Origin of the sequence: Neorhodopirellula pilleata (genome assembly GCF_007859915.1) — a bacterium.
Lineage (GTDB): Bacteria > Planctomycetota > Planctomycetia > Pirellulales > Pirellulaceae > Rhodopirellula > Rhodopirellula pilleata.
Genome location: NZ_SJPM01000006.1, coordinates 31,976 through 58,180 on the forward strand (window position 1 = coordinate 31,976; position 26,205 = coordinate 58,180).

Consider the following 26,205-nt stretch of genomic DNA (forward strand, 5'->3'; position numbering starts at 1 on the left):
CGCCGGCGAGCGAGGGAATCCACTCCAATCTTCGCAATACCCCAACCATCACAATGAAATTTGCCATGCCTTTCGCTCTCAGACACGCCCTCCCGATTGGCACAATCATCGTCGTGTTTTGTCTCGACTATGCCCTCTGTCCTCGGTCCGCCAATGGACAAGACGTCGACTCGGTTGAATCGGAAGCCGTCCTGAAGCGGCTTCGTTCCGGACAACCCGAGCTTGCACTTGAGGCGACTGGAAAGCTGGTTGACGAACCGTTGAGCCATTCCCTTCCGACTGACGATCGAACCAAGCAATCCTTGATTGGTGAAGAGGTGATCGCTAACAACGTGTTAGCAGTACGTCGGGAGGCGGCATCCATGACTGCAGAGCAACGCTACGAATTTCTTTGCCGTTGGATCTTGCCCAGCAAGCACCATGCGAACTTTCGCATGACGGGGAGCTATCTTCCTGCGAACATGCCGCCTCCGGTTCAAGAAGACCCCGCATTTCGATCGAGTGTGTCCGGAGTCGTTTCACCGGTCTTTGATCTACTCGAAACAGCGAAAGTTCTTTCGAAACTTTCTGATCTTCGCCGTCGTGTCGAGAGTGCCAAACCAGAGGATTCGGATGATCTGAACGCGTCGCACGCTCTTCTAGCTTTAATCGATTTCGAACTGAATCAGCCCGCCAACGCTGAAGCATCGATCAACCACTTGATCACGCTGCCAAGCATCGACGACGACTCGATTACACCGATTTGGCCGGCGTTGCTGGTGGTTCATCGCAGGGTCAATGAGCTCCCAGCGACGCAAGCCGTGTTCGATCTGATCGCAAGCCTTCATTCGACTTACGTTGCCGATGGTGATTCCCGACTTCCGTTGGCCTGTTTGCGCGACATTCAGTTTCTCAGTGCTTGCCTTCACGATCGACGGCGGGCGATGCCGGCCGATGACGACGACATCAGCACGCTCGATCAATGGCACTCCGTTTCTCCAGCAACGGCGTCAGTGAGGGGCGACGGTGCCGTGACCGCTCAATGGAAACGAGATCAATTAGAATCCGTTGCCCATCTGTGTGGCCCCGACGTGGACTATTTGACATTCGTGAGTCCTTTGCAAGGCAACTACCGCATTGCGGCGAAACTGTCGACCTATCAACTAGGCCAAGTCCTCAACGCGGGTCGATTCGTTGGACGAGATTATCAGCTTGATCACATTCAGACCGGCGAGTTGGGCGGTTCCCTCGAGCGAATCCCCGTAACCAAAACATTTGAGAAATCGGGGCCATGGGTCAATTACCGGGCCGAGATTTCCGAGTCCAATGAAAGAGTCTTTTTGAATGGCCGACTTGTTCACGAACGAACGCTAGACGCTGGTTCGGCTCCCTGGTTGGCGTTTCGTAGCTGGTACAAAAGTACTGCTCAATTTCGGGATGTGAAAATCGAAGGCACACCGAAAGTTTTAGAACAAGTTTCGTTGTCGTCTTCACCAGAACTGTCTGGTTGGAATGACTATTTCAGCGGCTCGCTTCAATCCAGTGATGACAGTTGGAAGTCATTCCAGGAAGCGAGCGGCGAAATCGGGATAATCGGTTCGGCACGTCCGGACCTTCCAGAATCCTATTACGAGCGTTTGGCCCGCTATTTTCGACCGCTTGTGGAAGATTCCAGCGTCGAATACGAGTTCTACTACGATTCCAATGTCGTCTGTGCTTCACCAGTTCTTGACCGTCTGGCCTTTGTGCTAACCCCACAAGGAGTTGCGGAACATTGGGTGACCGATGGTCGGTTTGATCGGACGCAGTTACGGCCCGACAACTTGCAACTGATCCACGAGAACCAACGTCATGATGGCGATCTTCCGCTTCGCGAATCGGCTTGGAATCAAGTTCGCGTTGAGGTTCAAGGCAATGAGCTTCGTTTGCGACTGAACGATCAATTGGTTTACGAACGCGAAATCAACGTCAACAACGATCGCACATTTGGTCTCTTTCATTTCGCCGATCAGGGAGAGATTCGGGTGCGTCGAATCATCCTCGAAGGCGACTGGCCAAAGAAGCTTCCCGACTTTCAGCAACTCGCCGATCCGCTTCCGTATCGACTTGACGAAAGCTTGGCTGAGCTCAAAACCGTTTTCACTCATGCCTTCGACGATGTCAACGAAACGGCTCGATACTTCAACGCCGAGACGCTTCGGCAGAATGGAGATACCATTCAAAGCAGCGAAGGACTTGCGATGTTCGCGACATCTCGTGGACCATGGAAACAGGTGGCGGCGACGCCGCAATTCGCGATTCGAGGTGACTTTGATGTGACTGCGTCGGTTTCCAACGTTCAACTGCCTGAATCAGCCGACATGGCACGGATCGCCTTGATGGTTTCCCTTGATGATGATTTCCAACGCAAATTGCTCACCGCATTCGCATCCACGTCCAAGCAGGGGACGCACGTGATGGGATCAATCAACCTGACGTATCCCGACGGAACGGCGGCTTTCATGACCGATCGGCAAACCGACGAATCGACGTCAGGTCGTCTGCGAGTGGCAAGACGTGGCGAGCAGGTTGCGTTTTTGTTTGCTCCAGGCGACACAAACCTTTGGCAGGTGATCCATCGGGAGACCGCCTCGACCGCCGATGTACCGGTGGGCGGCATTCAGCTTCTGTGTATTTCGAAAGGAGCGGGAACAACGTCGGCGGTATGGAAGGACATCACCATTCGGGCAGAAGAGATGATGGTGGCCTCACAGACCGAAGCAGTCTCCACCCTTTCCATTTTTCCCATCGACTTTCCGATCGGCGGATCCGAAATTCGTGAGTTGGCAGCGTCTTCCAAACAGATGCCCCATATCGGGTCACCGGCGTGGTCGCCTGTTGGCAATCGAATTGCGTACGATCAACATAGCGGAGGGACCACCACATCGAGGCTGATGGTCGTGGATCGTTCGGGAGGCGAACCGGTCGACATCGGGTTCGGATCGATGCCGACGTTCTCGCCCGACGGCATGCAGATCGCATTCTCGGCAGCCGGTGAAGGCGTCGGGATCGCCAACGTGGACGGCTCGAATCGTCGAATCCTAGATCGAAACGGTTGGGGTATCCAATGGTCACCGGTCGGGAATCGATTGGCCTACAGCAAAGGCGGTAACCTCTATCTTTGGGATCTGAAGCAATCAACCAGCACCGCTATCCTAGAAGGAGCGAACGCTTCACGGTACAGCTACATTTACTGGAACATGTGTTGGTCGCCAAGTGCTAGACAGATCGCACTCAAAGGAAGACGACGCGACGGCTCCGGGGATGAGATCGCCGTCGTGAGATTGTCCAACCCGGTTGACCTGAAAGTTCTGGTTCCTAACTTAAAATATGGAGGTGGCGACTTGGCCTGGTCACCCGATGGCCAGCGTTTGGTGGTTCCCACCCTTGGCGGTAATGCCAAAGAAAGCCAACTTTATGAAATCGATCTCAATACGGGCGGCCTCGTCTTGTTACCGAATCAGCCGAGTGACCGGACGATTTTGACAGCCGCCTGGTCGCCCGATGGCCGCTCGCTGGCCATCTGCGGCAAGAGTGCACCGAAACAGATTCCATGGGTTTCCAATGATCCTCTGTGACGCAGTTCGGTGGCATTGCAATGGGTTGCTAGTTAGAACCTTTGAACTCTCCTGGAGTGGACAGATCGCGGGACTGCGAAAACAATGCACGCGAGCCTACTTTTGTAGCCAATCCCGATTTGGATTGCGGACGTAGAAGCGATTGATCGTTCCGCACCGCGTGCAGACGTCGGCGAGTAGTGGCTCACTGCCCGTAAAGATGCCCCAACCTTTGTACTCAAGCCCCGTGCTTCCTGCTTCTGCGGTTTGCGAGACAGAAACGTTGGGGACGATAGCGACGGCATTGCAGTGAATGCACGGCGCTTTTATGAAATTGAACTTTTGCTTCTCTGTTTTTGATTTTTGCGGTGCTAGCTTCTCACGTACGGGGCGCGGTTCCGGACGGTACTGGTGAAGTCCGCGCGCATCCAAGATCAATCGCATCGCATAGATTTCTTCAAGCGACAGTTCCGATCGCTCCGCGTTGTCGACTTCAAGTTGCAGATCGTCTGTTTCGACCTCCTCCAAGCGAGCGCGATGCATTTGGATCATGTGATCATTGAGAGGTCGGGAAGGTTGGTCGCTCATGGTTATCGAAGACACGAAGGAAGAGATAGTTCAATGCAAACTGCTTGCATGCGAAACTGTAAAGCATGTGATCCAACTTTAATCGTTAGTTTTGTACGACTCGTTTGGCTTGACGCAGCAAAATGATTGCGACTAAAGCATCTTGGTAAGTCTTGTCGCTAAGATTCTCGACGACGGACTCGAGATTTGATAGGTGCTGCTTACGAGATCACTCCTGCCGAAACAATTGGGAAAAATGCAGGCGAGTGATAGCAACGTATAAACGAAGAGCAAAGCAATATGTACTGCGCGAGTGTAGCGTGAATGGTCGTCGAAGTTCGACTCCGCCGGGAAGGACCGAAAAACAAGTCCAGCAAACACGAAGTATGCTGCCCAGATGACAAACAAGACACCCGCTGGATAATTCGGTAACTCGGTTCGTTGAACCCTCTCTGGAAAGACATTGATGAACGCAAAGAAAATGAAAATCGCAGGAACCAAGATTCCGTAGATCACCAACGAAGGCATCTTCGTTGCCGCTTGCCCATCACGTCACCGGTGCGAGTCAGGCCGCTGTCGCCCTCGACTTTCTTGGCTAAGCCAAAGTCGGTGACCTTCGGTTCGCCGTTGCCATCGATCAAGACGTTAGCCGGTTTGAGGTCGCGGTGGATGACGTTCTTGGAGTGAGCGTACGCGACCGCTTCGGCGATTTTGCTACAGAGTCTTGCGGCTTCCTTCGCTCGCATCGGACCAGCAGCGAGTTTGCCTTGCAGGCTTTGGCCATCGATGAAGCCCATCGAAAAGTAATGCTGGCCTTCATGCTCGCCGATCTCATAATTCGGCACGATGCCGGGGTGATCCAAGTTCGCCGCCGATTCGGCTTCGCTATGGAATCGCTGAACCGCTTCGCTGCCGGCGAACTCGCCCGACAGGATCATCTTCAGAGCCACGATCCGGTTCAGCTTCACTTGCCGTGTTTTGTAGACGACGCCCATACCACCGCGAGCGATCTCGCTGAGCAGTTCGTACTCGCCGAAGTATTTGACTCGCTTTGTAGCTCTCGTAGCGGGACTCGCCAAGAGTTCCGGTCCATCCGCATCGCTATCGAGCGTGACGTCAAACCCACTGTCCGCTTTCACCGGCCCAGGCACCGTCCCTGAATCCAGCGTTTCGCCGAGCTTACCGCGATAGGTCAAATCCAGCGGCATCAACGCCTCCCGCAGCGCCGGCCGATACTCCTGATCGATCCGCTCCAAAAACTCCTCCACCTTCGGCACTTCGCCCGCCTGCCAAGCGGCTTCGAACTCATCGCAAATGCGGTCAATGTCTCGGGCTGTGCTCATATTCGATCGAACGTTTTCCAGTTAGTGTTCTTTGGTACTGTCTTGGTTTTGACCTGCTTGAAGCGTCATCGTTTGCATGGCAAAACGGACGGCAGGCCCGACAAGATTTACGCAAACAATGTAGCAATCCGCTCGATCCCCTGTGAATGCGCGGGTAGAATGCGTGTCGGTCAGTCGCTTGCCAGCGGTCGGTTAGCGCGGCGTGGAGCTGAACTGTTTTCAAATTGCACCTGCTATGGACGAATCACTCTCGCGTTACGCTCATCGGCTTAAAACGGCTGATCGCGAGCGTTTAAGCCAACTTCCACCCGAAACCGCGCAAGCGGAGGCTGAAGCGATCCTCAATGCGACGCATTGGACGGTGAAGGATGATTCTCAGTTAGCATGGCCGGGCGACCTAGCTGAGGACGACGCAGCATTGTGGTTTGGGAGCCAGGCTCTTGACGAGAAAGTCGACGATGGAGAGTGAATTCTCAATTGAGGACTTGCAGGCCATTTTTCGTCGTTTAGCAACCGAAAAATGGCGAGCGGTTATCGTCGGTGGCCAAGCTGTCAATTTATGGGCGATGCGGTTTGAGGATCTTCAATCGAGCCTTCGGTCGTATCGTCCCTACACCAGTTGCGACCTAGATTTCTATGGTGGCAGAGTTGAAGCAAAGCGACTGCTGGCGATTCTTGGCGGTCGCGGAAAGCTTAACGATGGCACCGATCCCAGTCCCAATGCAGCGGTTATAGAAGTTTTTGTTGAGGGTCATGGTGGGCTGGTCATCGATGTTTTGACCGGCGTCTTTGGTGTTAGCAGTTCCGAACTGAGCCGAACGGCGATTGCATGGACTCCGCGAGAGTCGGGCATCGACTGCGAACTCAATGTGATGCACCCCTTGCTGTTGCTCGAATCGAAATTGGCATGCCTACGAGGCCTGTCTCAACAGGGTCGCCAAGATCAAAAGCACTGCAAAATGATGCTGCTGGTCATTCATGCATGGCTAGCCAATCAATCGAGTCAGCCTCGCAGTGTCTTCAAAGCCGTAGAACGCATCGCCGCCCTGATGCAAACTCCCGACGGGCTTCATGCCTATGGTTTAGGCATTGACCTGTGGGGTTCGATGCCGCTTGAGCATTGGAAGTCCGACGGCAACTACGCCTTGTTCTTTGAAAAGCGTTTGCCGCAAATTCGCGAAGAGATCGAACAAAGCCGCACCAGCTATCGGGAATCGTTCTCTTGATGGTTACCCCATAATCTTACGCACCAGCCACGTACGATCTTTGCTTGGCGTTGGGCACCTATGAACAACAAATGGAAAGCGGGTGACGTGGCCAGTTCACCCTTGTCCCATTTTCTTCAACCCGCCTTATTCACCAAGCGCGCCTTTAGGGTAGAAACCATCGCGTGAAACGCTACGTTTATCGGTTCACTACAACCAACTCAAACGCAAAGCAGGATCACGCGATGGGTGAAGTACAACGTAACCTTTTTGAGCCGGAATTCAATCGCTCCGTCAAAGTCCAGGGGACCGACCAGCGGCTCACGTCCAACTCCGGCGTCGTCTTGCTCCGTGAAGCGGATCATCGACTCGAATTGATCGATTCGATCGCCCTGAAAGTCCAAGACCCAAGGCGACCGGATCGGATTCGCTACCAAATCAACGAACTCATCCGTGAACGCGTCTTTGCTATGGCCATCGGATGCTCGGCTCAAGACGATCTTGATCGGCTCGCTCATGACCCTGCCTTTCGTGCTGCGGTCTGGGATCGCAATGGCGATCAAGTGGTTCACGAGCGGTTGGCAAGCCAGCCAACTCAGTCTCGTTTGATCAGCATTCTCACACGCAGTGCGGCCAATTTGGAAGCCCTTCGAGACGGTTTGGCTCGCGGTGTTGAGAGTCATGTCATCGCCTCGGGAGGTCGCCGCGTGGCGCATGCGACGATCGACATCGATAGCTTCCCCATTGAAGTTCACGGCAAGCAACACGGAGCCGCTTACAACGGCTACTACAAGCAGACGGTTTATCATCCGTTGGTGGCGAGCTTGAGCGTCGGCGGCGACTACGACAGTGCCCAAAACGGCAAGCGACTTGGCAACGGATTCATCCATGCGACCTTGCGGCAAGGCCAAGTTCACACCGCCAATGGCATGCAACGATTCGTCGACAAGACGGACGCGAAAGCTCACACGATCGCGCAACACGTCGACTATCGGCTTGATGCCGGCTACACGATCCCCGCTGTGATGGATGCTTTGACATCGAAAAACAGGCGTTTTACGGGGCGATTGAAGACCAATCCAAAGCTCGATGCGTTGGCCGCCGAGCACATCGTTCGTCCGCCGGGGCGTCCACCGGCAGGCGGCTATGAGTACACCGTCGAGCTTGGTTCGTACCAGATCGACACTTGGCAACATGCACAGCGATTGATTTTGGTCGTTGTCGATCAACCGGACTCCAAGACCGGGCAGTTGAACTTGATGCCACGCTGGTTCTTCCTGGTCACGAACTGGCCGCAGGAATCCCGCAGTGCCGACGACTTGCTCGCTCATTATCGCAAGCGAGGTACGTTTGAAGATCGCCTGGGCGAGTTCAATGAATCGATCGGCGTTCACTTGTCTTCGCAGGCGTTCAAAGCCAACGAAGCGACGATGCTGCTTGCGATGTTGGCGTTCAACCTGAACACGATCTGCCGCAATGAACTCGAAGACAGCGTCGGTGGCGGCTGGGACATGCAGCGTTTTATTTTGTTCGTGTTGAAGGTTGGCGGCGAGATGATCAAACACTCGCGGCGTCTGGTGTTGCGGATTGCGGAGTCGGCCGAGCCTCTGTGGTCCAAGCTGATCGCCCGTCTGAAGGGCTGGCAATCCAGAGCGAGTCAGGGCGTCAAGGCGTCCGGCTTCATGCCCCCGCCGGACCACGCCCATTTGAGCGAAGTGCTTCGCAACTAAGCATCGCGTGAACAATAAGTGATGGATTCTTAACGTGGCGTCGACTTTCAGTCGACGTTTCAGGGTTTGGCGACTGAAAGTCGCCACCACTTAATGTTCACGCGATGCTAAGATCACCAATCTCACCGAAAAACGATTCTGGGGGAGGGGGGCGTTGTGCGCGGTCGGTCAAAATCAGACTCGCAATCCGCTTCGCTGCGTTTCGCAATGGCCAAACCTCAAAACGCAGAACCGATTTCGTCCTTGGTGAATAATGCGGGTTCAATCAACAGCACGCTAGCGGGCTGTTGATTTAGTGCACGATTGGGCGTTTTCGTTTAACGGCTAGCCGCAGGCGTCTGCGTTCTCAAACTCTGTCGCCTGCGGCTTGCCGTTAAACGATTAAACCGACAGCCCGCTAGCACGTTCCGGCTGGCTAAGCGAGCGATCATCTCAAGTTGGAACAGAGCGTTAGTTTAGGTTTAGGTTTAGGTTTAAGTTTAAGTTTAAGTTTAAGTTTAAGTTTGTTGGGCGATGGAGACTAAGCTTGGGATCAATTGCCGTAGGCCTCTTGAGCGGTGGCTGATCGCTCGCTTGACGGCGAGGTCGAGCTCGCCGAAGGTGCGATGATACTCGGGGATGATGAATAGCGGGTCGTATCCGAATCCCGCGATGCCGCTGCGTGAGAAAGCGATCCGGCCGCGGCAGATGCCGGAGGCTTGCAATCGGACGTTCCCCTCAGGATCGGACAAGCAGAGGTGGCAATTGAACTGGGCTCCCCGCCGATCGGTCGGCGTGTCGGCTAGTTCACGCAGTAGTTTCTCGTTGTTCGCTTCGTCGTCGCCGTGAGTTCCGGCGTAGCGGGCGGAATACACCCCCGGTTGTCCGTCCAACGCGTCGACGGACAATCCGCTGTCTTCGGCCAACACCCATCGCTTTAAATGAAGGGCTTGCTGGGTGGCTTTGATCGCCGCGTTTTCGGCGAACGTTTGGCCGGTTTCGTCGACATCGATCGCGGCGGGGATTTCGGCCAGTGAAGTGAGCGTGATGTGCTGGGACGGCAACATCATCCGCAGTTCGACGAGCTTCTTGGCGTTGTGGGTTCCCAGGACCAAATCCATCATGATTGCCACCAATTTCCGTTGTCTGTGACCGGGGTCGCTTCGCATCGCATCGAGTCCAGTCCCGACGCGATTTCGCCGATCGCCCAATCCAAATCATCGACTTCTAAACGGTACTCCGGCCATCGCCAACCCGACGGCCACATCCGATGCGGGGCCGGCCACCGTGTTGCTTCGGTGATCCGATCGATCCTGGCGATCAAGCGTGGCAGACGGCTTGCTTGAACCGCATCCATGGTCGCGGTGTATTCCATCGCGGGATCCTGAAGACACCGAGGCACGGTCGGCGAGATCCACGGCTCGTTCATGTTCGCTTCTTGGATGGTTACGGGATCGTTTTCGGCGAGCGATCTCGCATCGACGATTTGGATCGAATGTTCTTCGGCGAGCCGTCGGCAAATCGTCTGCCGGAGGTCTTCGTCGCCTCCGGTCAGCGCCATCGAAGGCGGCGATTGGTCGAGGTGATTGGCGAGTTGCCGCATGGTCCATCCGAATCGTGGGTCGCAAAAATCGGCCGCCACGTCACACGCGGGGACGACGACAAATTTGCGTGCCGTATAACGTGGATGCGGAACGACCAACGCACGAGCCGATCCGGCCGGCCCTCGGCCGCCGATCAGGCCCCGTCGACCGGCGGCCGACGCACCGAGCAGCCGTCCGTGCAAGACAACGTCCAGATCGATCGATCGGGCACTCCATCGGTCCTTGCGTTGTCGTCCGAGTTCGTGTTCGGTTTGCTGCAAGACGTCGAGCACCTCGGCCGCCGACGCGTGAGTGACAAACGCGGCCACGGCGTTGAGGAAGGGCGATTGTCCGCCGGGCCCACCGATCGGAGGTGTCTCGAACAAACGGCTCGTTCGCAAACCTTCCGATGCGAATCCGGGCAAGGCGTCGGGCATCGTGGAACATGGATGGCCGCGCGCGACCACGCCGGACTGATCGATCAACCGGGCCGCTTTCGCGACCACCGCGTCTCGATCGCCCAAATTCGATCCAAAGCTAATCAAACAGTGCGTCGGCATGTCGCCAAGTTACCGCGCCGATCCCTGATCGCTAAGGTGCGACGAAGAATTGATCTTGTTGCGGTTTGCCGACCGACGTCACAATCCCCGCCATGTTCTCCCCTCATCCCAACCACGAATTCGTCGATCCCAACGCATCGGGCGACCAAAGCGTATCTACCAATGCGACCGAATCGAGCCGCTGGGATGCCGACGCGCCCAACCTGTTTTCATTGGCACGGGACTCGTCGCAATCGGCACTGACCAAACGGATGTGGCGGGGAATCAAGACGATGTTGGCGGTGTTGTTGGTCACGTCGGCACTTCTGGGAAGTGTCTATCTCGGCAAACAGTGGCTCTTGCATCAGCTCGTGGCCGGTTTGGACGAACTCGACACGACCGGCAAACAAAACCGATTGATCCAAATTGCCAGTTTCGGGACCGCCGCGATCGAACCACTGGCCGAGCGGCTCGTCGACGAGCAAGACGAAATATCCGAGTCCGCCTTCGTGCTGTTGCAAAAGATGCAAAACGACTGGATTACCCTCGGTCCAGACGACGCGATCGCCGCCCACGAGCGATTGGTAACGGCGATCGCAAACGCCTATGGGATTCACGACGGTGAGCAACCGCTTGCCAGCAACCTGACTAGTCGACACATCGCCCGTGGACGCGAGTTGCTCAATCAAACGATCCTCGAATTCGCGAGCCTCGATCCTAACCAGAACGCGACGACGAACCGACTTTCCGGCCTCAACCAGACCGAATCAACCAAAGTCGGCCCCGTCGAACAAGCGACGCGTCTGCTCGACCGAATGCGGTTTTCAGACGCGTCCCGGTCGCCGGCATTTGTCACCACAGCATCGCGGCGAGTCCTTCCGGAGCGTGTTTCACGGTCGGACGGGCGATCGGGTTGGACCGATTGGCCGCCACCTCAACAGGATCGATCGGTCCGTTCGACGCCCGCACAGATCGTTCGGTCCGGCGGAAAACCCGATTCGCTCGACGAGCCAGGGCCACAAAGCGATCGGTTGCAACCGGTGCCTTCCGGTGTGACGGTCCCACTGAGTGAAATCGTCTCGCCCTCACGACCGACCAAGGTACTCGCCGCCCGGCAGCCACTGCCAACACAAATCGCGGATCGAACGCCGGCATCGACTCCGTCGGCCGTTCAAATGGCGACGCACTTAGCGGGAGCTTCGTTGGCACCCTCCCCACTGACGGTGCTCGATGACGAAACCGTGATTCGGCATTTGGCCAATCCCGATGCACTCGTCGCCGAACAGGCCAAGACTGAACTGGAATCACGCGGTTTCACGCCGGCGCAGATGGAGATGGCTCATGCGATCGCCGTCGCCGGACCACCCGACCGGATTCGGTTGGTCGATTCTCTGGTCCATTCGAGCCAAATCGATTCTGGCCCTTGGATGTCGATGATGCTGGACGATCCCGATCGCGGTGTCCGATTGCATGTGGTTTCGACGATGGCCGCGATGCTGGCCAATCGGCAAGACCCAGGATTGGAGCAACGCCTTCGCCGTCGTCTCGCCCGGGAGCAGGACGCCCACGTGGCCAAACGCATCCGCAACGTGCTCGATCTGCGATAGAGTTCGCACGGCGAGACTGGAGAATTAGCCGATTCGCTCTATAATCGAGGAATCTCAATCCTCTTATCTATTTCGGGCAGGCTTTGCCATGAGCGAAGAAACCAATGAAGTCACATTTGCCGGGGCATTCGGGCAATTAACCCCCACCGGTGGTGGCGATCCGATTCCATTGATCAAAGACCGTTTGCTGATCGGTCGTCGGCGACACTGCGATATTTGTTTGGACTTTCCCAACGTGTCCAGCCAACACTGCAAAATGAGTCTGGAACATGGCTATTGGTTCCTCCGTGACCTCAACAGCCGCAACGGGACGAAGGTCGACGGCCGTCCGATCATGCGAAAGCGAGCCGACCCGAATTGCCAGGTGACCATCGCCCGTCACAGCTATGTCTTGGAATACGACCCGCAGGTGCTCGGTGCGTATGGTCCGCCGCCGCCGGACGATGACTACATCGAAGAAGTGATGAAAAGTTCACTGATGGACCGAGCGGGCATCACCAAGCGTGACAACAAGAAAGGCTTCTTCAACCGCGACTCAGACGACTGACGCGACTCAGACGACTGAATCGTCAAAGTTTAGCTAATCGGCATTCTCCTCGTTGCCGATACTTTCGATAGCGTGTGGTGTTCGCCCGCGCTAGCGACGTGTTGATTTAATGAGCCGTACCGCGTTAGCGGCGGTTCTTCGACGTCCAACCGGGGCTAACGCCCATCGGCTAATCGTTGAAATACGGTATCCGAATAAATCAGCACGCCGCCAGTGGTCAGTCACCGTCAAAAGTTTCACGAGGTCGATCGATGTCGAGCGAGTTGCCGTCATTAGGCAAACCGAGGTTCGCTTCGACCGATCCGGGTTCCGAGCGGTCGTGGGCGGAGCGTTTGCCCGTCCCGATCCGGCGATGGGTGATGCAATGGGGCTCCGCCGTGGTCGACGGCATCGCCTCGGTCGGCGATCTGTCGTTCTTTTTTTGGCAGATGTTGGTGTGGATGTTCACGCGTTTGCCGCGTCGCGGAACGTTGATGGTGAACTTCTATCAAGTCGGCGTGCTCAGTCTTCCGGTGGTCGCGTTGACAGGCACGTTCATCGGCATGGTGTTGGCCGTGCAAAGCTATTATCAGTTCCAAGCGATCGGGTTAGAAAGTCGTCTCGGCGTCGTCATCAACACTTCGCTCGTCCGCGAGCTAGGGCCGGTTTTGGCGGCGACGATGCTGGCCGGTCGTGTCGGCGGAGCGATGGCGGCGGTCTTGGGCACGATGCGGGTGACCGAGCAGATCGACGCGTTGACGACGATGGGCGCCGATCCGATTCACTACCTCGTCGTGCCGCGATTCTTGGCGTGTCTGTTGCTAATTCCGGCACTAACGATCATGGCCGACTTCATGGGCATCGTCGGCGGGTATTTTTATAGCGTCATCATTTTGGGGATCGATCGCGCGGCGTACTTGCATCATTCGCGTGAAGGCGTTGTCGGGTTTGATTTGTTCAGCGGTATCTTCAAGAGTTTTTTCTTCGGCGGGATCATCGCCGTGGTCAGTTGCTATCGCGGGTTCAATTGCAAGCCTGGTGCCGAAGGCGTCGGCCAAGCGGCGACGGCGGCGTTCGTTTACTCGTTCGTGTTGATTCTCGCTGTCGATCTGTTTCTGAACATCGTTTTGGATTCGTTGTACTTCATGATCTATCCGGAAGGGACGGCGTTGTTCTAATGAACGTTCCTGAAAACAAACCTGTCGACGAATCGTTTGCCAAGCCGCTCGTTGATGTTGTTGACTTGGATATTTCCTTTGAGAACCAAACGGTTTTGTCGGGGATCACGCGTTCGATCAATCGTGGTCAAACCGTCGCGGTGATCGGCGAGAGCGGATGTGGCAAGACCGTATTCATGAAAACGTTGGTCGGGTTGATCAAGCCGACCGAAGGTCACGTCCGATTCGACGGGATCGATTTGAGCGAACTGGTGCCGTCAGAACTTGCTCAACTTCGACGACGCTTTGGGTTCGTGTTCCAGCACGCGGCATTGTTTGACAGCATGAACATCTTTGACAACGTGGCCTTCCCGATCCGCCAGAACGAACCGGACACGGACGAGGTGGAAGTCGAAGATCGCGTCCGCAGTCACCTGCACGAGGTCGGTTTGCCTGATGACGTTGCGAGAAAGTTCCCCGCCGAATTATCCGGTGGGATGCAAAAACGAGTTGGCTTGGCACGTGCGTTGGTTCTGAAGCCCGAGTTGATTGTTTACGACGAACCGACGACGGGGCTCGACCCGATCATGAGTGACGTGATCAATGAGTTGATCTTACACACCCGCCGATTGTATCCGGTCACCAGTGTCGTGGTCACGCATGATATGCACACGGCCCGCAAAGTCGCCGATCGCGTGATGATGCTTTATCCACGACGAATGCTTTCGGCCGGCGACTCACAAATTTTATTCGACGGTCCACCCAGCCAACTCGAACATTCCGAAGACCGACGTGTTCGGCAGTTCGTTCGCGGTGAAGCGGGCGACCGGATCCGAGAAATGTCCAAAATTTCCACGACAAGCGCATAATCTCATGGACGACAGCAAACTTCGATTCGGTGTGGGCGTACTCGTTATCGCCGCCATCGGCATTGGCGTGATTCTCACGTTCCTGTTCGGGGCGTTTCCCGCGATCCTCAGTCGCGAGTACACGTTAACAGTTTATTTTCCGTCCGCCCAAGGGATCAACACCAACACGCCGGTGCTCCGCGATGGCGTGAAGATCGGTCGCGTGTCAGACATTCAATTGCGTGACGAAGGCGGCGTGTTGTTGACGCTCGCCATGGATGCGAATCATACGATGTCGCATCACTACATCCCGCAGATCGGTATCGGTTCACTGATCACAGGCGATTCGAAATTGGAGTTTCGTAAGGCCGAACCGCGTGAGCTCAAGGCGATCTTTGAGTCGGACTTGGATATGATCGAACGTGTTTACAGCGATGGTGAGTACTTCGCCTACGGACAAAAGCTCGACGATCCGTTCTCGTTGATCTTCGGGATGGAAGACGAATTGAAGACAACATTCCAGAGCATCCGTGGCGCCGGCGATGCAGTCCAGGACATTGGCCAAAGTATTCAAACCCTTGTCAACGACGTTCGCGGCGTGATCGGCATCGAACCTGTGTCTTCGCCGCAGCCCTTTCCCGGACAAACCTCCACGCAGTCATGGTTACCGCATCAACGGATGGCGAAACATTCGATCATGCCGCCGGCTCCAGACTGGGTCATCCGTCCATCGATCCATCTCGCATCGAACGAACAAACCGGTTCGGATGCTCGGAACCTTGTCCAGACCGTGGCGTTTCAGAACCAGCCTCAATACGTACCGCCCGCCGGCGTTCTACCACAATCGGGAATGACACCGAGCGCCAACCGGTTGACGCTGTTGGATTTGCAAAACGAAGCCGTCGCGACGTTGCAAGAACTTCAAGGCGCGATCCGTGACGCACGTTCGATCTTGGGGAACGAACAAATCCGTCAAGGACTCACCGATTCGGTAACGCGGTTCCCTCAGGTACTCGACGAAGCGACGCAGACGCTGCAAACCACTCAAAAGACTTTCGAAAGTTTCGCCGAAGTCGGAATCCAGTTCGAACAAGTCGGCGACGTTGCCGAGCAAGCGTTGACGGAATTGAAAGATACCGCGAGCGATACGTTGCAAAGTTTCAGCGCCACGGCAAAGAACGTTGAAGCGATCACCGAGCCGCTTGGTCGCCGCAGCGAGGAGTTGATCGAAGCGGTCTTGCGAAGTCTCGCGAACATTGACAACGCGCTGGTTCAGATCGACACGTTTGGTGAAACCCTCAACAATAGTGATGGGACGATCAAACGTTTGCTCGAAGACGATGAGTTGTATTTTGAAGTCCGTCGCACGATCGAGAACATCGAAGCGGCGACGGCGAGGGTGCGTCCGATCCTGGACGACGTCCGCGTGTTCACCGACAAGATCGCCCGCGACCCACGACAACTGGGCGTTCGCGGTGCCTTGGGCAAACAACCGACCGGTGCGGGGCTGAAGTGAGCCCTAGCGTCGCAACAGGCCGTACTTGGCGATGCAGAACAACGCGGAGACGCCGTCTTTCCACGTGATTTTTTTGCCTTCGTCGTACCAGCGATGCTGGTAGCGAATCGGCCGTTCGGTGAATCGCAGTCCTAACCGAGCCCAGCGAGCGGTTAATTCGATTTCGATTCCGAATCGGTCTTCCCGCAGGTTCGGCAAGATCGCCTTAAAATGCTCGGCACCGGCCATCTTGTAACACGTCTCGACGTCGCTCAATCGGGGACCGATCGCAACGCTTGCGAGGATCGTGATCAACGAGTTGACGGCTTGGTGCCACCATGGTGAAAGTTGACGATCACAATGACCGTAGCGAGTTCCATAAACGACGTCGGCTGATTTTTCAATCAACGGTTGCAGTAAAGTTCGCAGGTCGGCGGGATCGTATTCGCTATCAGCGTCTTGAATCACGATCACGTCGCCGGTGGCAGCCTCGATGCCGGTGCGGATCGCCGCACCTTTGCCACGGTTATGATCGTGACGAAGCAAAGTCACGTCGTCGGCATCGGCCAGTGAACGCAGAATCTCTGATGATCCATCGTGGGAACCATCATCGATCACAATGATCTGCAGCGGCAGTCCCGTCATCCGGAGCCGCTTCAAGACATCCGCCACGGTCCCGCATTCGTTGTAAACCGGAACGATGACAGTTAGCCGGAACCCGTCGGGTAAGTCAAAGATTGCCAAACGCCGGCACGTATCGGGACCTAGCAAACCCATCATTTCAGCCACGTACTGTTTTTCAAACCATCGTACCGGTTCGTTTGACGTCGATCCTTGTGCGTCGATCTTCGAGTCGTCTGAGATGGTGCGATCGGCTGGCATGTTTGCTTGCAAGTGAGGCGATTTTCAAGACAACAAACAGTCTAGCTTTCTTGCGTGACGTGTTCACGCGACGGCGAACGATCCGGACGATTTTGAACAAAAAAATCTTCTCGCAAACTTGTCGGCTTTTTCTTGCTCAAACGACGTTTCGAAAATTTTCTGTCATCGAACTGGGCAGTTTGTTGTTGACACAGCATCGCGATGAAGGCAAATTCTTCGAGCCTTCAACGACACAGCAAATCCGGTCGCCGCAATCGACCGCGATAAGAGTTCCGTCACCTTCGCGGCGGTCTCTTGTGCTTGTCTTGCTTTTCAAAACGGAGTGTGATCGATGCGCCCAAAACGAGTAGCTTCCGCCGCATGCAAAGTTCACTCAAGTGGTTCGGTGTCTTTCGCCCAAGATCGTTCCGATCAACGTTCTCGTCCTCAAGATACTTCGTCGTTTCAGCGACAAAGTCTTTGGGCGTCGAGCCGCTAGATCGAATCCCAATACATCAAGCCGGCGCAGGACCGCGTCGTTTGCTGGTTCGTCACAATGATTGTGATCGATTCACGGGAGATGGTTACAGATGGACGCCACCACGGTAATTTTCGAATTACCGGGACACGGATCGTCACTCCCTTTCATTTTGTCGTCACTTACGGGGGAACGTTTTGCGTTCCCCATGGCAAACCCTTTCGCCACGTGAGCCTTGATGCCGCTGCGTCACATGGAAGTTGTCGCAGCGGATCGAATTTGAGGAGCCGACGAAGCGAGTTCAACGGATTAGGATTTGAAGTTGACTCGCTTTTTTCTTAACCTGCCATCCGCGTGATGCGATTGTGCGGTTGTGCCAACTCTTCGGCGGTGGGCTGATAACGAAACTGCATCAAGTATGCGTCTTCGGTCGCGTCATCGTAGAAGTCCCGAAGAACCGAGATCGCTTTGAAGCCCAACGTCTTGAAAAACAGTTGAGCTTCCAAGTTCGTTTCGCGGACTTCGAGCATGATCCGGTTGCGACGCTCTTGCGAGAGCTTTCCGAGCAACTTTTGCATCATCGTGTTGCCGATGCCGCGACGGCGGAACTCACTGTGGACGGCAAAGTTCAAAATGTGCAAACGATTCTTGTGGAGTTCATAGATCATGAACCCTACGACGCGGTCGTCGCATTCAGCGACCATGCCGATGCAGTTGCGCTGCCGCAGGCAACGGATGAAATCGTCTTCGGTCCACGAGAACTCGAAACAATCGTTTTCGATCCCCAAGACGTCCGGCATGTCGCGACGGATCATCCAGCGAATGTGCGCAGTTTTGGTGGCTTGTTTGATGTTTTCCACGTCGGATTCCCTTCCGGAGCTGTGAAGTTTCCATCGCCGATTGAGATGCCGTCCTGGCGTCGCAGCGACAAAACGGAAATTAGCAGAACGTCCCGGCCGCACCAAGACGGAAAACGAATTTAGAAATGCGGCCCGGGAGGTGCTAGCGGGCTGTTGATTTAATCGTAACCCGAAGCGTGAGCGAGGGATTAATCACCGTTAAGTCCTTTGTATGTATCCCTCGCTCACGCTTCGGGTTTCGATGAGGACTAAACCGACAGCCCGCTATCTGGGCATCGTAGCTGGACTCGCAAGAGTTCAGACTGATTTCCTTCGAATACCGAAGTCTTGCGCCTCCGGCTACTCAAACAGTGCCTTCGCGCCGGGGGCACGGTTGGTTAGCGTGGGAACTGTCGATGCGTCGTTCGCCCCAATTTGTAGGAAAGTTCGTTTGGTCAATACGCTGTTCTTGCCCGAACTTCGCGAGATGCTTGCCTATCAGCAAACGTCCGAATTGCAAGAATTTTGCGTGACTTTGAACCCCGGGCGAACGGCTGAGTTCATGGAAGGACTCGATAATCGTGAGGCTTGGCAGGTACTCCAGCACGCCGCACCGGATCGTCGAGCAGAAATTTTTGGCTATTTCGATGAAGCACGGCAATTGGCGATGCTCGCCACGGAGCCCGCTGAAGAAACGGCGAAACTAATCGAAGAGATCCCCGAAGACGATCGGGTGGACTTGATCCAGGGGCTGCCGGTCGAAACCGTCGATCAGATTCTGCCACTGCTCCCGGTCGTTGATCGTCGCAATATCGAACGGCTTCGATCTTACCGTGAGGGTACCGCCGGGGCGTTGATGACGACCGAGGTCGCTAAACTGGACGAGAAACTCACCGTCCGCGAGGCCCTCGACGAACTTGCCCGGCAAGCGAGTGACCTGGAGACGATCTACTATCTCTACGTCGTCGACGAGAACAACCTTCTGCGTGGAATCGTTTCAACAAGGCAATTGGTTTCCTCGCTGAAGAAACCGTCTCGAACGCTTGGTGAAATGATGGAGACTGACGTCGTCGTGGCGTTGGCCGGTGAAGACCAAGAAGCGGTCGCCGAGAAAGTGGAACGATTTAACTTGCTCGCCATCCCAGTCATTGATTCGGGCCGCCAAATGCTGGGCATCATCACGCACGATGATGTCATCGACGTCGTTCGTGAAGAACTGACTGAAGACGCCCAACGGATCGCGGCGGTCGCGCCGCTCGAAGACGATTTTTTGCGAATCGGTTTGGTCATGCTCGCGTACAAACGCGGCATTTGGTTGACGATCTTGTTTTTCGCTGCATTGCTGACCGCCTTTGCATTGCGACATTATGATGCGGAACTCGCCAATTACGCTTGGTTGGTGTGCTTCATCCCGCTGATCATCAGCGCGGGCGGGAACTCAGGCAGCCAATCGGCAACGCTGGTCATTACCGCAATGACCGGTGGTCAAGTTCAGCATCGCGATCTGCCGAAAGTCTTGATCCGGGAAGTGTTCGTTTCGTTGATGCTGGGTAGCTTCCTCTCGCTGATCGGTTTTCTCGTCGCTTTGTTTTTGGCTCCCCAGGTTTGGGATGCCTTGGTGATCCCGATCACGTTGCTCTCGGTAATCGTGTGCGGATGCTTGTGCGGCGTGGTTTTGCCGATGATGTTCAAACGACTCGGCTTGGACCCGGCCCTAATGAGTAACCCGTTCGTAGCCGGGATCGTCGACATTCTTGGGATTGTGATCTACATCAACGTCGCGCGTTTGATGCTCGCGTAGCACTCGCTGGGAAAAAATCGACCGGTAGCGTTATCAGCCGCAACGCGATAGAGCTTCGTCAAACCCTAAGATTAGGGTTAGTGAAGTGAGCCGACGGCGCTAGCCGCGGGCATTGCTCAACGCCCGACGCTAGCGGGCTGTTGATTTAATCGTTTAACGGCAAGCCGCAGGCGACAGAGCCTGAGAACGCAGACGCCTGCGGCTTGCCGTTAAACGAAAACGCCCAATCGTGCACTCAATCAACAGCCCGCTAGCACGTTCGGCTCACCCAAAAATTAGATTTTGACGAAGCACTATCGCGTTGCGGCGGATTGGGTCGGTGACCTTGGTCTGAAATCTCGCGACCAACTACGGGTTGGGCTTTTCGAATTCGTCGAACGTTTCCAGATCGATGTCTTCCAGCGATGAACGAATCGTCTCGGAGTCGCCAGGTTCAACGTCGATCGGCTTGACCAGCGTGTCCTCATGCGGCGGGCCGGTCGGACCGGGAGTTTCCGAGGGGCGGGCCATCCGCATTTCCTCCGTCGTCGCCGCACGCACGACCAAATCGTTGCCTTGAACTCGCAAGGTCCAAACGGTCGTGCCTTTTTCGATCGCGAGCCCGGTGCTGACCGCGTTGGCTTTGTGACCGTTGATCTTGATTTGCCCGTGAGGCATCAGAGGCGTGGTCACGACGCCGCAAACTCCGGTCAACTCTTCCAACCGCACGCCGTCGAGGGTTGACGGTGGCGGTCCGGCGGTAGGGATCTCCAACGCATCTCGATTGAGCATTTCACGTCCGATGCGGGTTTTCGGCCATAATTTCAAGACAACCGTCAAGACGATCGGAGTCGTCACCACGTACACCCCGAACAGGCTCAACGCGAACCCGGTACTATGCGTCAAGGCGATGATCAATGACGTGATCGCGACGACGGCCGCCGAGATCCCCAGTAACCCGGCACTGGGGATTAAGATCTCTGCGAACACGAGAGCATAAAAGGCGAACAGCAGGACCACGGCATAGAACGCAGGCATTATTCTTCGACCGCTTCGACCACGATGCGGTTGCCCAGCACCTGCAACACGCGGACCTCTTGCCCCGCCTCGACTGAAGAACCGTCGCTAATCACGGAGACGATTTCATCACCGAAGCGAGCCTTGCCCGACGGACGCAACCGCGTTGCCGCCACGCCGGTTTGGCCGATCAGATGATCGTAGTTGGCCACCCGCTCGAAGTCCTCCAAGGACGCCGACGGCACCTCCATCGCCAACCCCGCCGCCGTGGCCGCCTTGGGTAAGAAGGCGCGAACGGCAATGAACCCCAACACCAACCCGCCCATCCCGCCGAGCGCCATCCAGACTCCGCCGACCGCTTCGCTGGCTTGGTAAGCGTTGCGGGGAATGACAAACGTTTGGCTCATCAAGACCACGCCGAGCACGGTTAAGATCAAGCCGCCGATCCCGAAGACGCCGAATCCGGGCAACACGAAAATCTCGATGCCCAGACAAACCAACCCCAATCCGAAAGCGAGCAGTTCGGCCCACTCCGCAGTACCCGCCAGGAACTTGGTCCAAAAAAAGAAGGCGAAACACAACATCGAAAGGAAACCGGGCAAACCGAAGCCCGGTGCACTCGCTTCGGTCGACAACAACATGAATCCGACCAACAGCAATCCGAACGCGAGTTGGTCGTTGCGTCCCATGCGTTCGACCCAGCGGATCAAGCCGCGATCGGCCAACGGCGGTGGCACCGTCGTCATTCCCACCGCCGCCGCGGCGATCGGCAACGATTCGGCGATCCCGTCGGCCAACCCGAGTTCGATCGCCGTCGAAGCTGTAATGCCTTCAGATAATTCGATTCGTTCTTCCCGTTTCCAAACGGACGAGACGTCGGTGCCCTCATTCGCCGGATTGTCATTGTATTCTGCGGTGATTTCGCTTGGAACGGCGAAACGAACCCGACCGGTTTGACGATGAACGAAACGGTGAACGGCCAAGTCTCGATCGAGCAAGCCGCGGATCAACGTCTCGCTGCGGTTGGTTGCATCCGCAACGATGCGAATCAACTCGGCTTGCCGGGCAACATCCGCCGCAGTCATGGCGTCCGCACCGCTGCCGCCCAACGTCGCATCGGGATGGATGCTCAGAGGGCGGCAAGCCAACGCGATCAATGCCGCGTCGCCGCGTGCTTCGCGAGCAACAAAGCCGCCGACCGCACCGATGGTGGAGCCCGGATCGGCCATCACGGCGGCCAACGCGGCACTGCCGACCAAGTCCCCGCCCGGCGAATCGACTTCGATCAACCACGTATTGGTTTCTCCTTTTTCGATCGTCGCGGCCAAGTTGGTTTGCCAACGGCGGACCCGCTGCCGCGTGATGGTACCGTTGATGCGGACGTAAACACCGACGGCGTTCTCGATTCGCGTGGCCACCGGATCTCGCAACCGCGATAGTCCCAACCGATCGGCTACTTCGTTTTCATCCGAAACGATCGCCGTAGCCGCTCGCAATTGCCGCAGTTGATCGGCCGTCAGGGTCAGCGGTTCCCAAGGGGGCGACCAGATGGTCTCTTCGATGACCTTGCCGCTGACGCGGAGTTGTTCGAGTTCGTCACCGATTGCGAACCGCGTCGGTCCGTCGGCCATTCGCACGTTGGCGAGTTCTAAATCCGGGTCGATCAACGCGGAGACCACGGGGGCAGGCAACAATCCACGCCGTGCCGCGATGGATTGATAAATCAGTGCCGTTGTTTCATCCGCAGGAGGCCCACCGGACGTAACGCTGCCCAGCGATCCTTGGGGCGAAACCACGATCGCTTCACAAGCGAGCACCAACAACACTTCATTGCCGGTGACCGCCGAATCGATCCACGCGATGGTGCGGATTCGCTTCATATCCGGACCGGAGATCGCGCGTGCCAATCGTAGCGAATCTTCTAGCGTCGTTCCCGCAGCAGGCTGCGTTTCCGCAGTCGGCGATTGTGAATCCGATTCAGCTGCGAATCGCAACACCACCGTCACGCGATCCTGACGAGCGGCTTGGGCCAGACGGGACAATTGGGCGAGCACCTGCTCGATCTCTCGCGCCGACACGGGGCTCGCGATCGGAATCACGTGCCCGGTCGCCCCTTCCGCCTCGATCGCAACGGCAGGCTCCGCCGAGTCTTGGGCGCAAGCGAATTCTAGCCAGGTGCCCGACCAAGCGGACGCCAACAAGAAAAGAACGACAGGTGGCACGGGTAAACGTTTCATACCCCGATTATAGGCCAGTGGTCCAACTCGATGCACATTCATTTGGTATCTTACCGGTCTCACCCCACGCCCACCCATTAGGATTCAAACACGATGATTGGCTCCAACCGTCGCTCCAACCGTCGACAATTTCTGAAAACGACCGCTGTGGTTTCCGCCGTCTCCGTCGCCGCTCCCGCGATCATCACCGCCAAACGGACCGCCGCCCAAGACGTCATCGGCGGGGGAGATTTCCAGTACCGGTTTGATCACCAGTGGGCCAAGTTACCCGACAAGTATCACTGGCAAATCACGCACAACGTGGCCGTCGATCCGGACAACAATCTCTACGTGATCCATGAAGGCGATGCCGCTTTGGCCGATCACCCGTCGATCTTCGTGTTCGATTCCGAAGGAAAGTTCATTCGCGCCTTCGGCGAGCAATTCCAAGGCGGCGGACACGGCATCGAAGTCCACGTCGAAGACGGCACACCGTACCTCTATATCGCCGGCTACCAGCAAACCAAGACGCTCGCCAAACTTTCTCTCGACGGCGAACTCGTGTGGCAGCAATACGCGCCGATCGAATCAGGCGTTTATCCTCAAGACGAAGCGAGCAACCCGGCCAAGATTTGGGGCCGCGACCGCTTCATGCCGACCAACTTCGCATTCTTGGACGACGAGTTCTTGGTCGCCGACGGCTACGGAAGTTTCTTCATTCATCGCTACGACTACGACGGCAATTGGAAGTCCTGCTTCGGCGGCCCGGGCAAGGGGCAAGGAGCGTTTCAAACGCCGCACGGCATTTGGATTGACCGCCGACAGGCTGATCTCGGCCCGCAAATCGTCGTGTGTGACCGGGCCAACAACACGTTGCAAACCTTCGACCCGGCGGGCAACTATCAAAAGACAATCACCGGATTCGGCTTGCCCGCCAACGCGGACACGCACGAGGACTTGATGGTGATCCCCGAATTGGTGGCCCAAGTTTCGATTCTCGACCGCGACCATAACGTGGTGGCGACGCTCGGCAGCGACCAAGAACGCATTTTGGCGGACAAGAAAGCCAACAAAGGCTTTACGATTCGCACCGATGAATCGATGTGGCAACCCGGTAAGTTCATTCACCCACACGACGCCTGTTTCGACCATTCCGGCAACCTGTTCGTCGCCGAATGGGTCGCCACGGGCCGAATCACGCGATTGCAACGCGTGTGAGCACCCGATAGTTCATCGGCCCAGCAGCGACTATACTGCCGTCAATCCCTTGTAAGGGCCGTATCCGCCTTCAATCTTCCCCCCACCATCGACCAACTATGGACAATCGAAAAAAACTACTTACCGCAGGAATCCTGACTCTCATTGCCGCCGGCGTCGGCTTTGCGGTGCGTGGCGGATTGCTCGAAATCTGGTCCGCTGAATTCGGCTTCACGATGACCGAATTGGGCAAAATCACGGGCGGTGGTTTGGTCGGGTTTGGAGCGGTGATTTTGTTCGCCGGGTTTTTGATTGATACGGTCGGCTATAAAAGACTGTTACTGATTGCGTTGGTTTGTCACGTGGTATCAGCGGTCATGCTGTTCGCCGCCACACCGGTTTTTAATGCCAGTGGTAAGGAGGCCGTCTACGCACTTCTTTATTGGTCCATGTTTATCTTCGCGGTCGGAAATGGGATTTGCGAAGGTGTCATCAATCCGCTTACCGCAGACTTGTTCCCTGAACAAAAAACCCACTACTTGAATATTTTGCACGCCGGTTGGCCTGCCGGTTTGGTGATCGGCGGGTTGATCGTGTTTGCCAAAGGATTGGTTGCTTGGGAAATCCTCATGGCAACCTTCTTGGTTCCGGTGGCGATCTACGGTTTCATCACACTCTTCGAAACGTTTCCGAAGACGGCTGCCCAACAGGGAGCGACTTCTTATAGCGGTATGATTTCGAAACTGATCGGCCCGTTCTTCTTGATTCTCTTACTTGCTCACGCTTGCGTCGGCTACGTCGAACTCGGCACCGACAGTTGGATCAACAAAATTACGGGAAGCATCCTCAGCAGTGCCACGTTGGGTACCGCGTTGTTCATTTACACGTCGGTATTGATGACGATTTTGCGTTTCTTCGCCGGACCGATCGTTCACAAGATTTCGTCGCTGGGTTTGCTCTTGGTGAGTGCCATCATCGGAGCAGTCGGTTTGTACCTGATTAGCATCGGCACCAGCGTTCCGTTCATGTTCTTCGCCGCGACCGTCTATGCGGTTGGTAAGACATTCCTTTGGCCCACGATGCTGGGAGTGCTCGGCGAACGTTACCCACAGAGCGCCACGATCGGTATGGCCATCATGGGCTGCATCGGGATGCTCTCTGCGGGAGCTCTTGGCGGACCCGGCATCGGTTACAAACAAGATTATTTCGCGTCGAACCAGCTTCAGGATGTCGCGCCGTCTACTTTCCAGCGAGTCAAAGCCCCGAACGAGAACGCATTCCTGTTCTTTCCTCCGATCACCGGAATCGATGGTTCAGTCGCCGCTATGTTGGGCGACAGCGGCGGTGCGATCGAAAATGAGCGTGCCATCGCCGGCGACTCCTGGGAAGGCGAAAAGTTCGACGAACTTCGCAAACAATACGATTGGTGGCAAGTTAACAAGGCCTTCGCAGCCGAAGATGCCGCACCCGTCGCGGAAGCTAACTTATACGGAAGTCGCATGGCATTACGGGTGACCGCGTTGGTCCCAGTGACGATGGCGTTTCTCTACTTGATTTTGCTGCTTGGTTTCAAACAGACGCCGTCCACTCATCACGAACCCGCCCACGACGGGAGCACTTCCGATGAAACGCCTCAGTCCGCCGAACCAGCGTAGTTTCACCA

General features: G+C 56.0%; 20 protein-coding genes. 12 read left to right on the forward strand and 8 right to left on the reverse strand.

Annotated features, from left to right (window positions below):
* Positions 1-65: 65 nt before the first annotated feature.
* Positions 66-3,596 (forward strand): DUF1583 domain-containing protein, encoded by a 3,531-nt coding sequence (locus Pla100_RS15035; RefSeq protein ID WP_197167967.1) that lies wholly within the window; start codon positions 66-68, stop codon positions 3,594-3,596.
* A 96-nt stretch (positions 3,597-3,692) separates the two neighbouring features.
* On the opposite strand, the gene Pla100_RS15040 is transcribed toward Pla100_RS15035, so the two are convergent.
* Together Pla100_RS15040 and Pla100_RS15045 are read right to left on the reverse strand one after the other, a co-directional pair.
* Positions 3,693-4,163: a hypothetical protein gene (locus Pla100_RS15040; protein ID WP_146578537.1), complete on the reverse strand. Its 471-nt coding sequence runs from the start codon at positions 4,161-4,163 to the stop codon at positions 3,693-3,695.
* Between the two features lie 491 nt (positions 4,164-4,654).
* Positions 4,655-5,485: a serine/threonine-protein kinase gene (locus Pla100_RS15045; protein ID WP_146578538.1), complete on the reverse strand. Its 831-nt coding sequence runs from the start codon at positions 5,483-5,485 to the stop codon at positions 4,655-4,657.
* A gap of 235 nt (positions 5,486-5,720) precedes the next feature.
* Here Pla100_RS15045 and Pla100_RS15050 point away from each other — a divergent pair, with 235 nt between their 5' ends.
* The 3 genes from Pla100_RS15050 (at position 5,721) to Pla100_RS15060 (ending at position 8,420) form a co-directional block, all read left to right on the forward strand.
* Complete coding sequence (locus Pla100_RS15050) at positions 5,721-5,954, forward strand: hypothetical protein (RefSeq protein ID WP_146578539.1); 234 nt, start codon at positions 5,721-5,723, stop codon at positions 5,952-5,954.
* Positions 5,944-6,711, forward strand: a complete 768-nt coding sequence (locus tag Pla100_RS15055; RefSeq protein WP_146578540.1) for a hypothetical protein — start codon at positions 5,944-5,946, stop codon at positions 6,709-6,711. The genes Pla100_RS15050 and Pla100_RS15055 overlap by 11 nt, the downstream gene beginning before the upstream one ends.
* 164 nt (positions 6,712-6,875) lie before the next feature.
* Positions 6,876-8,420 (forward strand): IS1380 family transposase, encoded by a 1,545-nt coding sequence (locus tag Pla100_RS15060; protein ID WP_231603080.1) that lies wholly within the window; start codon positions 6,876-6,878, stop codon positions 8,418-8,420.
* A 497-nt stretch (positions 8,421-8,917) separates the two neighbouring features.
* Here Pla100_RS15060 and rdgB read toward each other — a convergent pair whose 3' ends face one another.
* Positions 8,918-9,523 carry an RdgB/HAM1 family non-canonical purine NTP pyrophosphatase gene (gene rdgB / locus Pla100_RS15065; RefSeq protein ID WP_146578541.1) on the reverse strand — a complete coding sequence of 202 codons (606 nt, stop codon included), beginning with the start codon at positions 9,521-9,523 and terminating at the stop codon, positions 8,918-8,920.
* Positions 9,520-10,542 carry a 2-amino-4-hydroxy-6-hydroxymethyldihydropteridine diphosphokinase gene (folK, locus tag Pla100_RS15070; RefSeq protein ID WP_146578542.1) on the reverse strand — a complete coding sequence of 341 codons (1,023 nt, stop codon included), beginning with the start codon at positions 10,540-10,542 and terminating at the stop codon, positions 9,520-9,522. Before folK ends, rdgB begins: the two co-directional genes overlap by 4 nt.
* Before the next feature lie 92 nt (positions 10,543-10,634).
* Here folK and Pla100_RS15075 point away from each other — a divergent pair, with 92 nt between their 5' ends.
* The 5 genes from Pla100_RS15075 to Pla100_RS15100 all read left to right on the forward strand — a co-directional run bounded on the left by Pla100_RS15075 (position 10,635) and on the right by Pla100_RS15100 (position 16,175).
* Positions 10,635-12,128: a HEAT repeat domain-containing protein gene (locus Pla100_RS15075; protein ID WP_146578543.1), complete on the forward strand. Its 1,494-nt coding sequence runs from the start codon at positions 10,635-10,637 to the stop codon at positions 12,126-12,128.
* 88 nt (positions 12,129-12,216) lie between these two features.
* Positions 12,217-12,675: an FHA domain-containing protein gene (locus tag Pla100_RS15080; RefSeq protein WP_146578544.1), complete on the forward strand. Its 459-nt coding sequence runs from the start codon at positions 12,217-12,219 to the stop codon at positions 12,673-12,675.
* 359 nt (positions 12,676-13,034) lie between these two features.
* Positions 13,035-13,832 carry an MlaE family ABC transporter permease gene (locus Pla100_RS15090; protein WP_146578802.1) on the forward strand — a complete coding sequence of 266 codons (798 nt, stop codon included), beginning with the start codon at positions 13,035-13,037 and terminating at the stop codon, positions 13,830-13,832.
* Positions 13,832-14,680: an ABC transporter ATP-binding protein gene (locus Pla100_RS15095; protein ID WP_146578545.1), complete on the forward strand. Its 849-nt coding sequence runs from the start codon at positions 13,832-13,834 to the stop codon at positions 14,678-14,680. Before Pla100_RS15090 ends, Pla100_RS15095 begins: the two co-directional genes overlap by 1 nt.
* 4 nt (positions 14,681-14,684) lie before the next feature.
* Positions 14,685-16,175, forward strand: coding sequence for an MlaD family protein (locus tag Pla100_RS15100; RefSeq protein ID WP_146578546.1), 1,491 nt, complete (start codon positions 14,685-14,687; stop codon positions 16,173-16,175).
* A gap of 3 nt (positions 16,176-16,178) precedes the next feature.
* Here Pla100_RS15100 and Pla100_RS15105 read toward each other — a convergent pair whose 3' ends face one another.
* Together Pla100_RS15105 and rimI are read right to left on the reverse strand one after the other, a co-directional pair.
* Positions 16,179-17,036: a glycosyltransferase family 2 protein gene (locus Pla100_RS15105; RefSeq protein WP_146578547.1), complete on the reverse strand. Its 858-nt coding sequence runs from the start codon at positions 17,034-17,036 to the stop codon at positions 16,179-16,181.
* A 795-nt stretch (positions 17,037-17,831) separates the two neighbouring features.
* Complete coding sequence (gene rimI, locus Pla100_RS15110; RefSeq protein WP_197168000.1) at positions 17,832-18,308, reverse strand: ribosomal protein S18-alanine N-acetyltransferase; 477 nt, start codon at positions 18,306-18,308, stop codon at positions 17,832-17,834.
* Between the two features lie 475 nt (positions 18,309-18,783).
* Here rimI and mgtE point away from each other — a divergent pair, with 475 nt between their 5' ends.
* On the forward strand, positions 18,784-20,133 hold the full coding sequence (mgtE, locus tag Pla100_RS15115; protein WP_146578549.1) for a magnesium transporter: 1,350 nt from the start codon (positions 18,784-18,786) through the stop codon (positions 20,131-20,133).
* A 348-nt stretch (positions 20,134-20,481) separates the two neighbouring features.
* Here mgtE and Pla100_RS15120 read toward each other — a convergent pair whose 3' ends face one another.
* Entirely contained in the window at positions 20,482-21,150 is a 669-nt protein-coding gene (locus tag Pla100_RS15120) for an NfeD family protein (protein WP_146578550.1), read from the reverse strand.
* Positions 21,150-23,366, reverse strand: a complete 2,217-nt coding sequence (locus tag Pla100_RS15125; RefSeq protein ID WP_146578551.1) for an NfeD family protein — start codon at positions 23,364-23,366, stop codon at positions 21,150-21,152. The genes Pla100_RS15120 and Pla100_RS15125 overlap by 1 nt, the downstream gene beginning before the upstream one ends.
* A 93-nt stretch (positions 23,367-23,459) precedes the next feature.
* Between Pla100_RS15125 and Pla100_RS15130 the strand changes: the two genes are divergently transcribed.
* A complete protein-coding gene (locus Pla100_RS15130; protein ID WP_146578552.1) occupies positions 23,460-24,563 on the forward strand; it encodes an NHL repeat-containing protein in 1,104 nt (367 codons plus the stop codon).
* 98 nt (positions 24,564-24,661) lie between these two features.
* Positions 24,662-26,197, forward strand: a complete 1,536-nt coding sequence (locus tag Pla100_RS15135; protein WP_146578553.1) for an MFS transporter — start codon at positions 24,662-24,664, stop codon at positions 26,195-26,197.
* Positions 26,198-26,205: the final 8 nt, after the last annotated feature.

Bases quoted from the DNA above. Each gene is read 5' to 3' on its own strand.
- Pla100_RS15080 (WP_146578544.1), top strand. From the start codon at position 12,217: ATGAGCGAAGAAACCAATGAAGTCACATTTGCCGGGGCATTCGGGCAA.
- Pla100_RS15050 (WP_146578539.1), top strand. From the start codon at position 5,721: ATGGACGAATCACTCTCGCGTTACGCTCATCGGCTTAAAACGGCTGAT.
- Pla100_RS15120 (WP_146578550.1), bottom strand. From the start codon at position 21,150: ATGCCTGCGTTCTATGCCGTGGTCCTGCTGTTCGCCTTTTATGCTCTC.
- Pla100_RS15130 (WP_146578552.1), top strand. From the start codon at position 23,460: ATGATTGGCTCCAACCGTCGCTCCAACCGTCGACAATTTCTGAAAACG.
- Pla100_RS15100 (WP_146578546.1), top strand. From the start codon at position 14,685: ATGGACGACAGCAAACTTCGATTCGGTGTGGGCGTACTCGTTATCGCC.
- rdgB (WP_146578541.1), bottom strand. From the start codon at position 9,523: ATGATGGATTTGGTCCTGGGAACCCACAACGCCAAGAAGCTCGTCGAA.
- Pla100_RS15055 (WP_146578540.1), top strand. From the start codon at position 5,944: ATGGAGAGTGAATTCTCAATTGAGGACTTGCAGGCCATTTTTCGTCGT.
- Pla100_RS15075 (WP_146578543.1), top strand. From the start codon at position 10,635: ATGTTCTCCCCTCATCCCAACCACGAATTCGTCGATCCCAACGCATCG.
- Pla100_RS15125 (WP_146578551.1), bottom strand. From the start codon at position 23,366: ATGAAACGTTTACCCGTGCCACCTGTCGTTCTTTTCTTGTTGGCGTCC.
- Pla100_RS15095 (WP_146578545.1), top strand. From the start codon at position 13,832: ATGAACGTTCCTGAAAACAAACCTGTCGACGAATCGTTTGCCAAGCCG.
- Pla100_RS15105 (WP_146578547.1), bottom strand. From the start codon at position 17,036: ATGCCAGCCGATCGCACCATCTCAGACGACTCGAAGATCGACGCACAA.
- Pla100_RS15040 (WP_146578537.1), bottom strand. From the start codon at position 4,163: ATGAGCGACCAACCTTCCCGACCTCTCAATGATCACATGATCCAAATG.
- Pla100_RS15135 (WP_146578553.1), top strand. From the start codon at position 24,662: ATGGACAATCGAAAAAAACTACTTACCGCAGGAATCCTGACTCTCATT.
- Pla100_RS15035 (WP_197167967.1), top strand. From the start codon at position 66: ATGCCTTTCGCTCTCAGACACGCCCTCCCGATTGGCACAATCATCGTC.
- Pla100_RS15090 (WP_146578802.1), top strand. From the start codon at position 13,035: ATGCAATGGGGCTCCGCCGTGGTCGACGGCATCGCCTCGGTCGGCGAT.
- Pla100_RS15045 (WP_146578538.1), bottom strand. From the start codon at position 5,485: ATGAGCACAGCCCGAGACATTGACCGCATTTGCGATGAGTTCGAAGCC.
- rimI (WP_197168000.1), bottom strand. From the start codon at position 18,308: ATGATCCGTCGCGACATGCCGGACGTCTTGGGGATCGAAAACGATTGT.
- folK (WP_146578542.1), bottom strand. From the start codon at position 10,542: ATGCCGACGCACTGTTTGATTAGCTTTGGATCGAATTTGGGCGATCGA.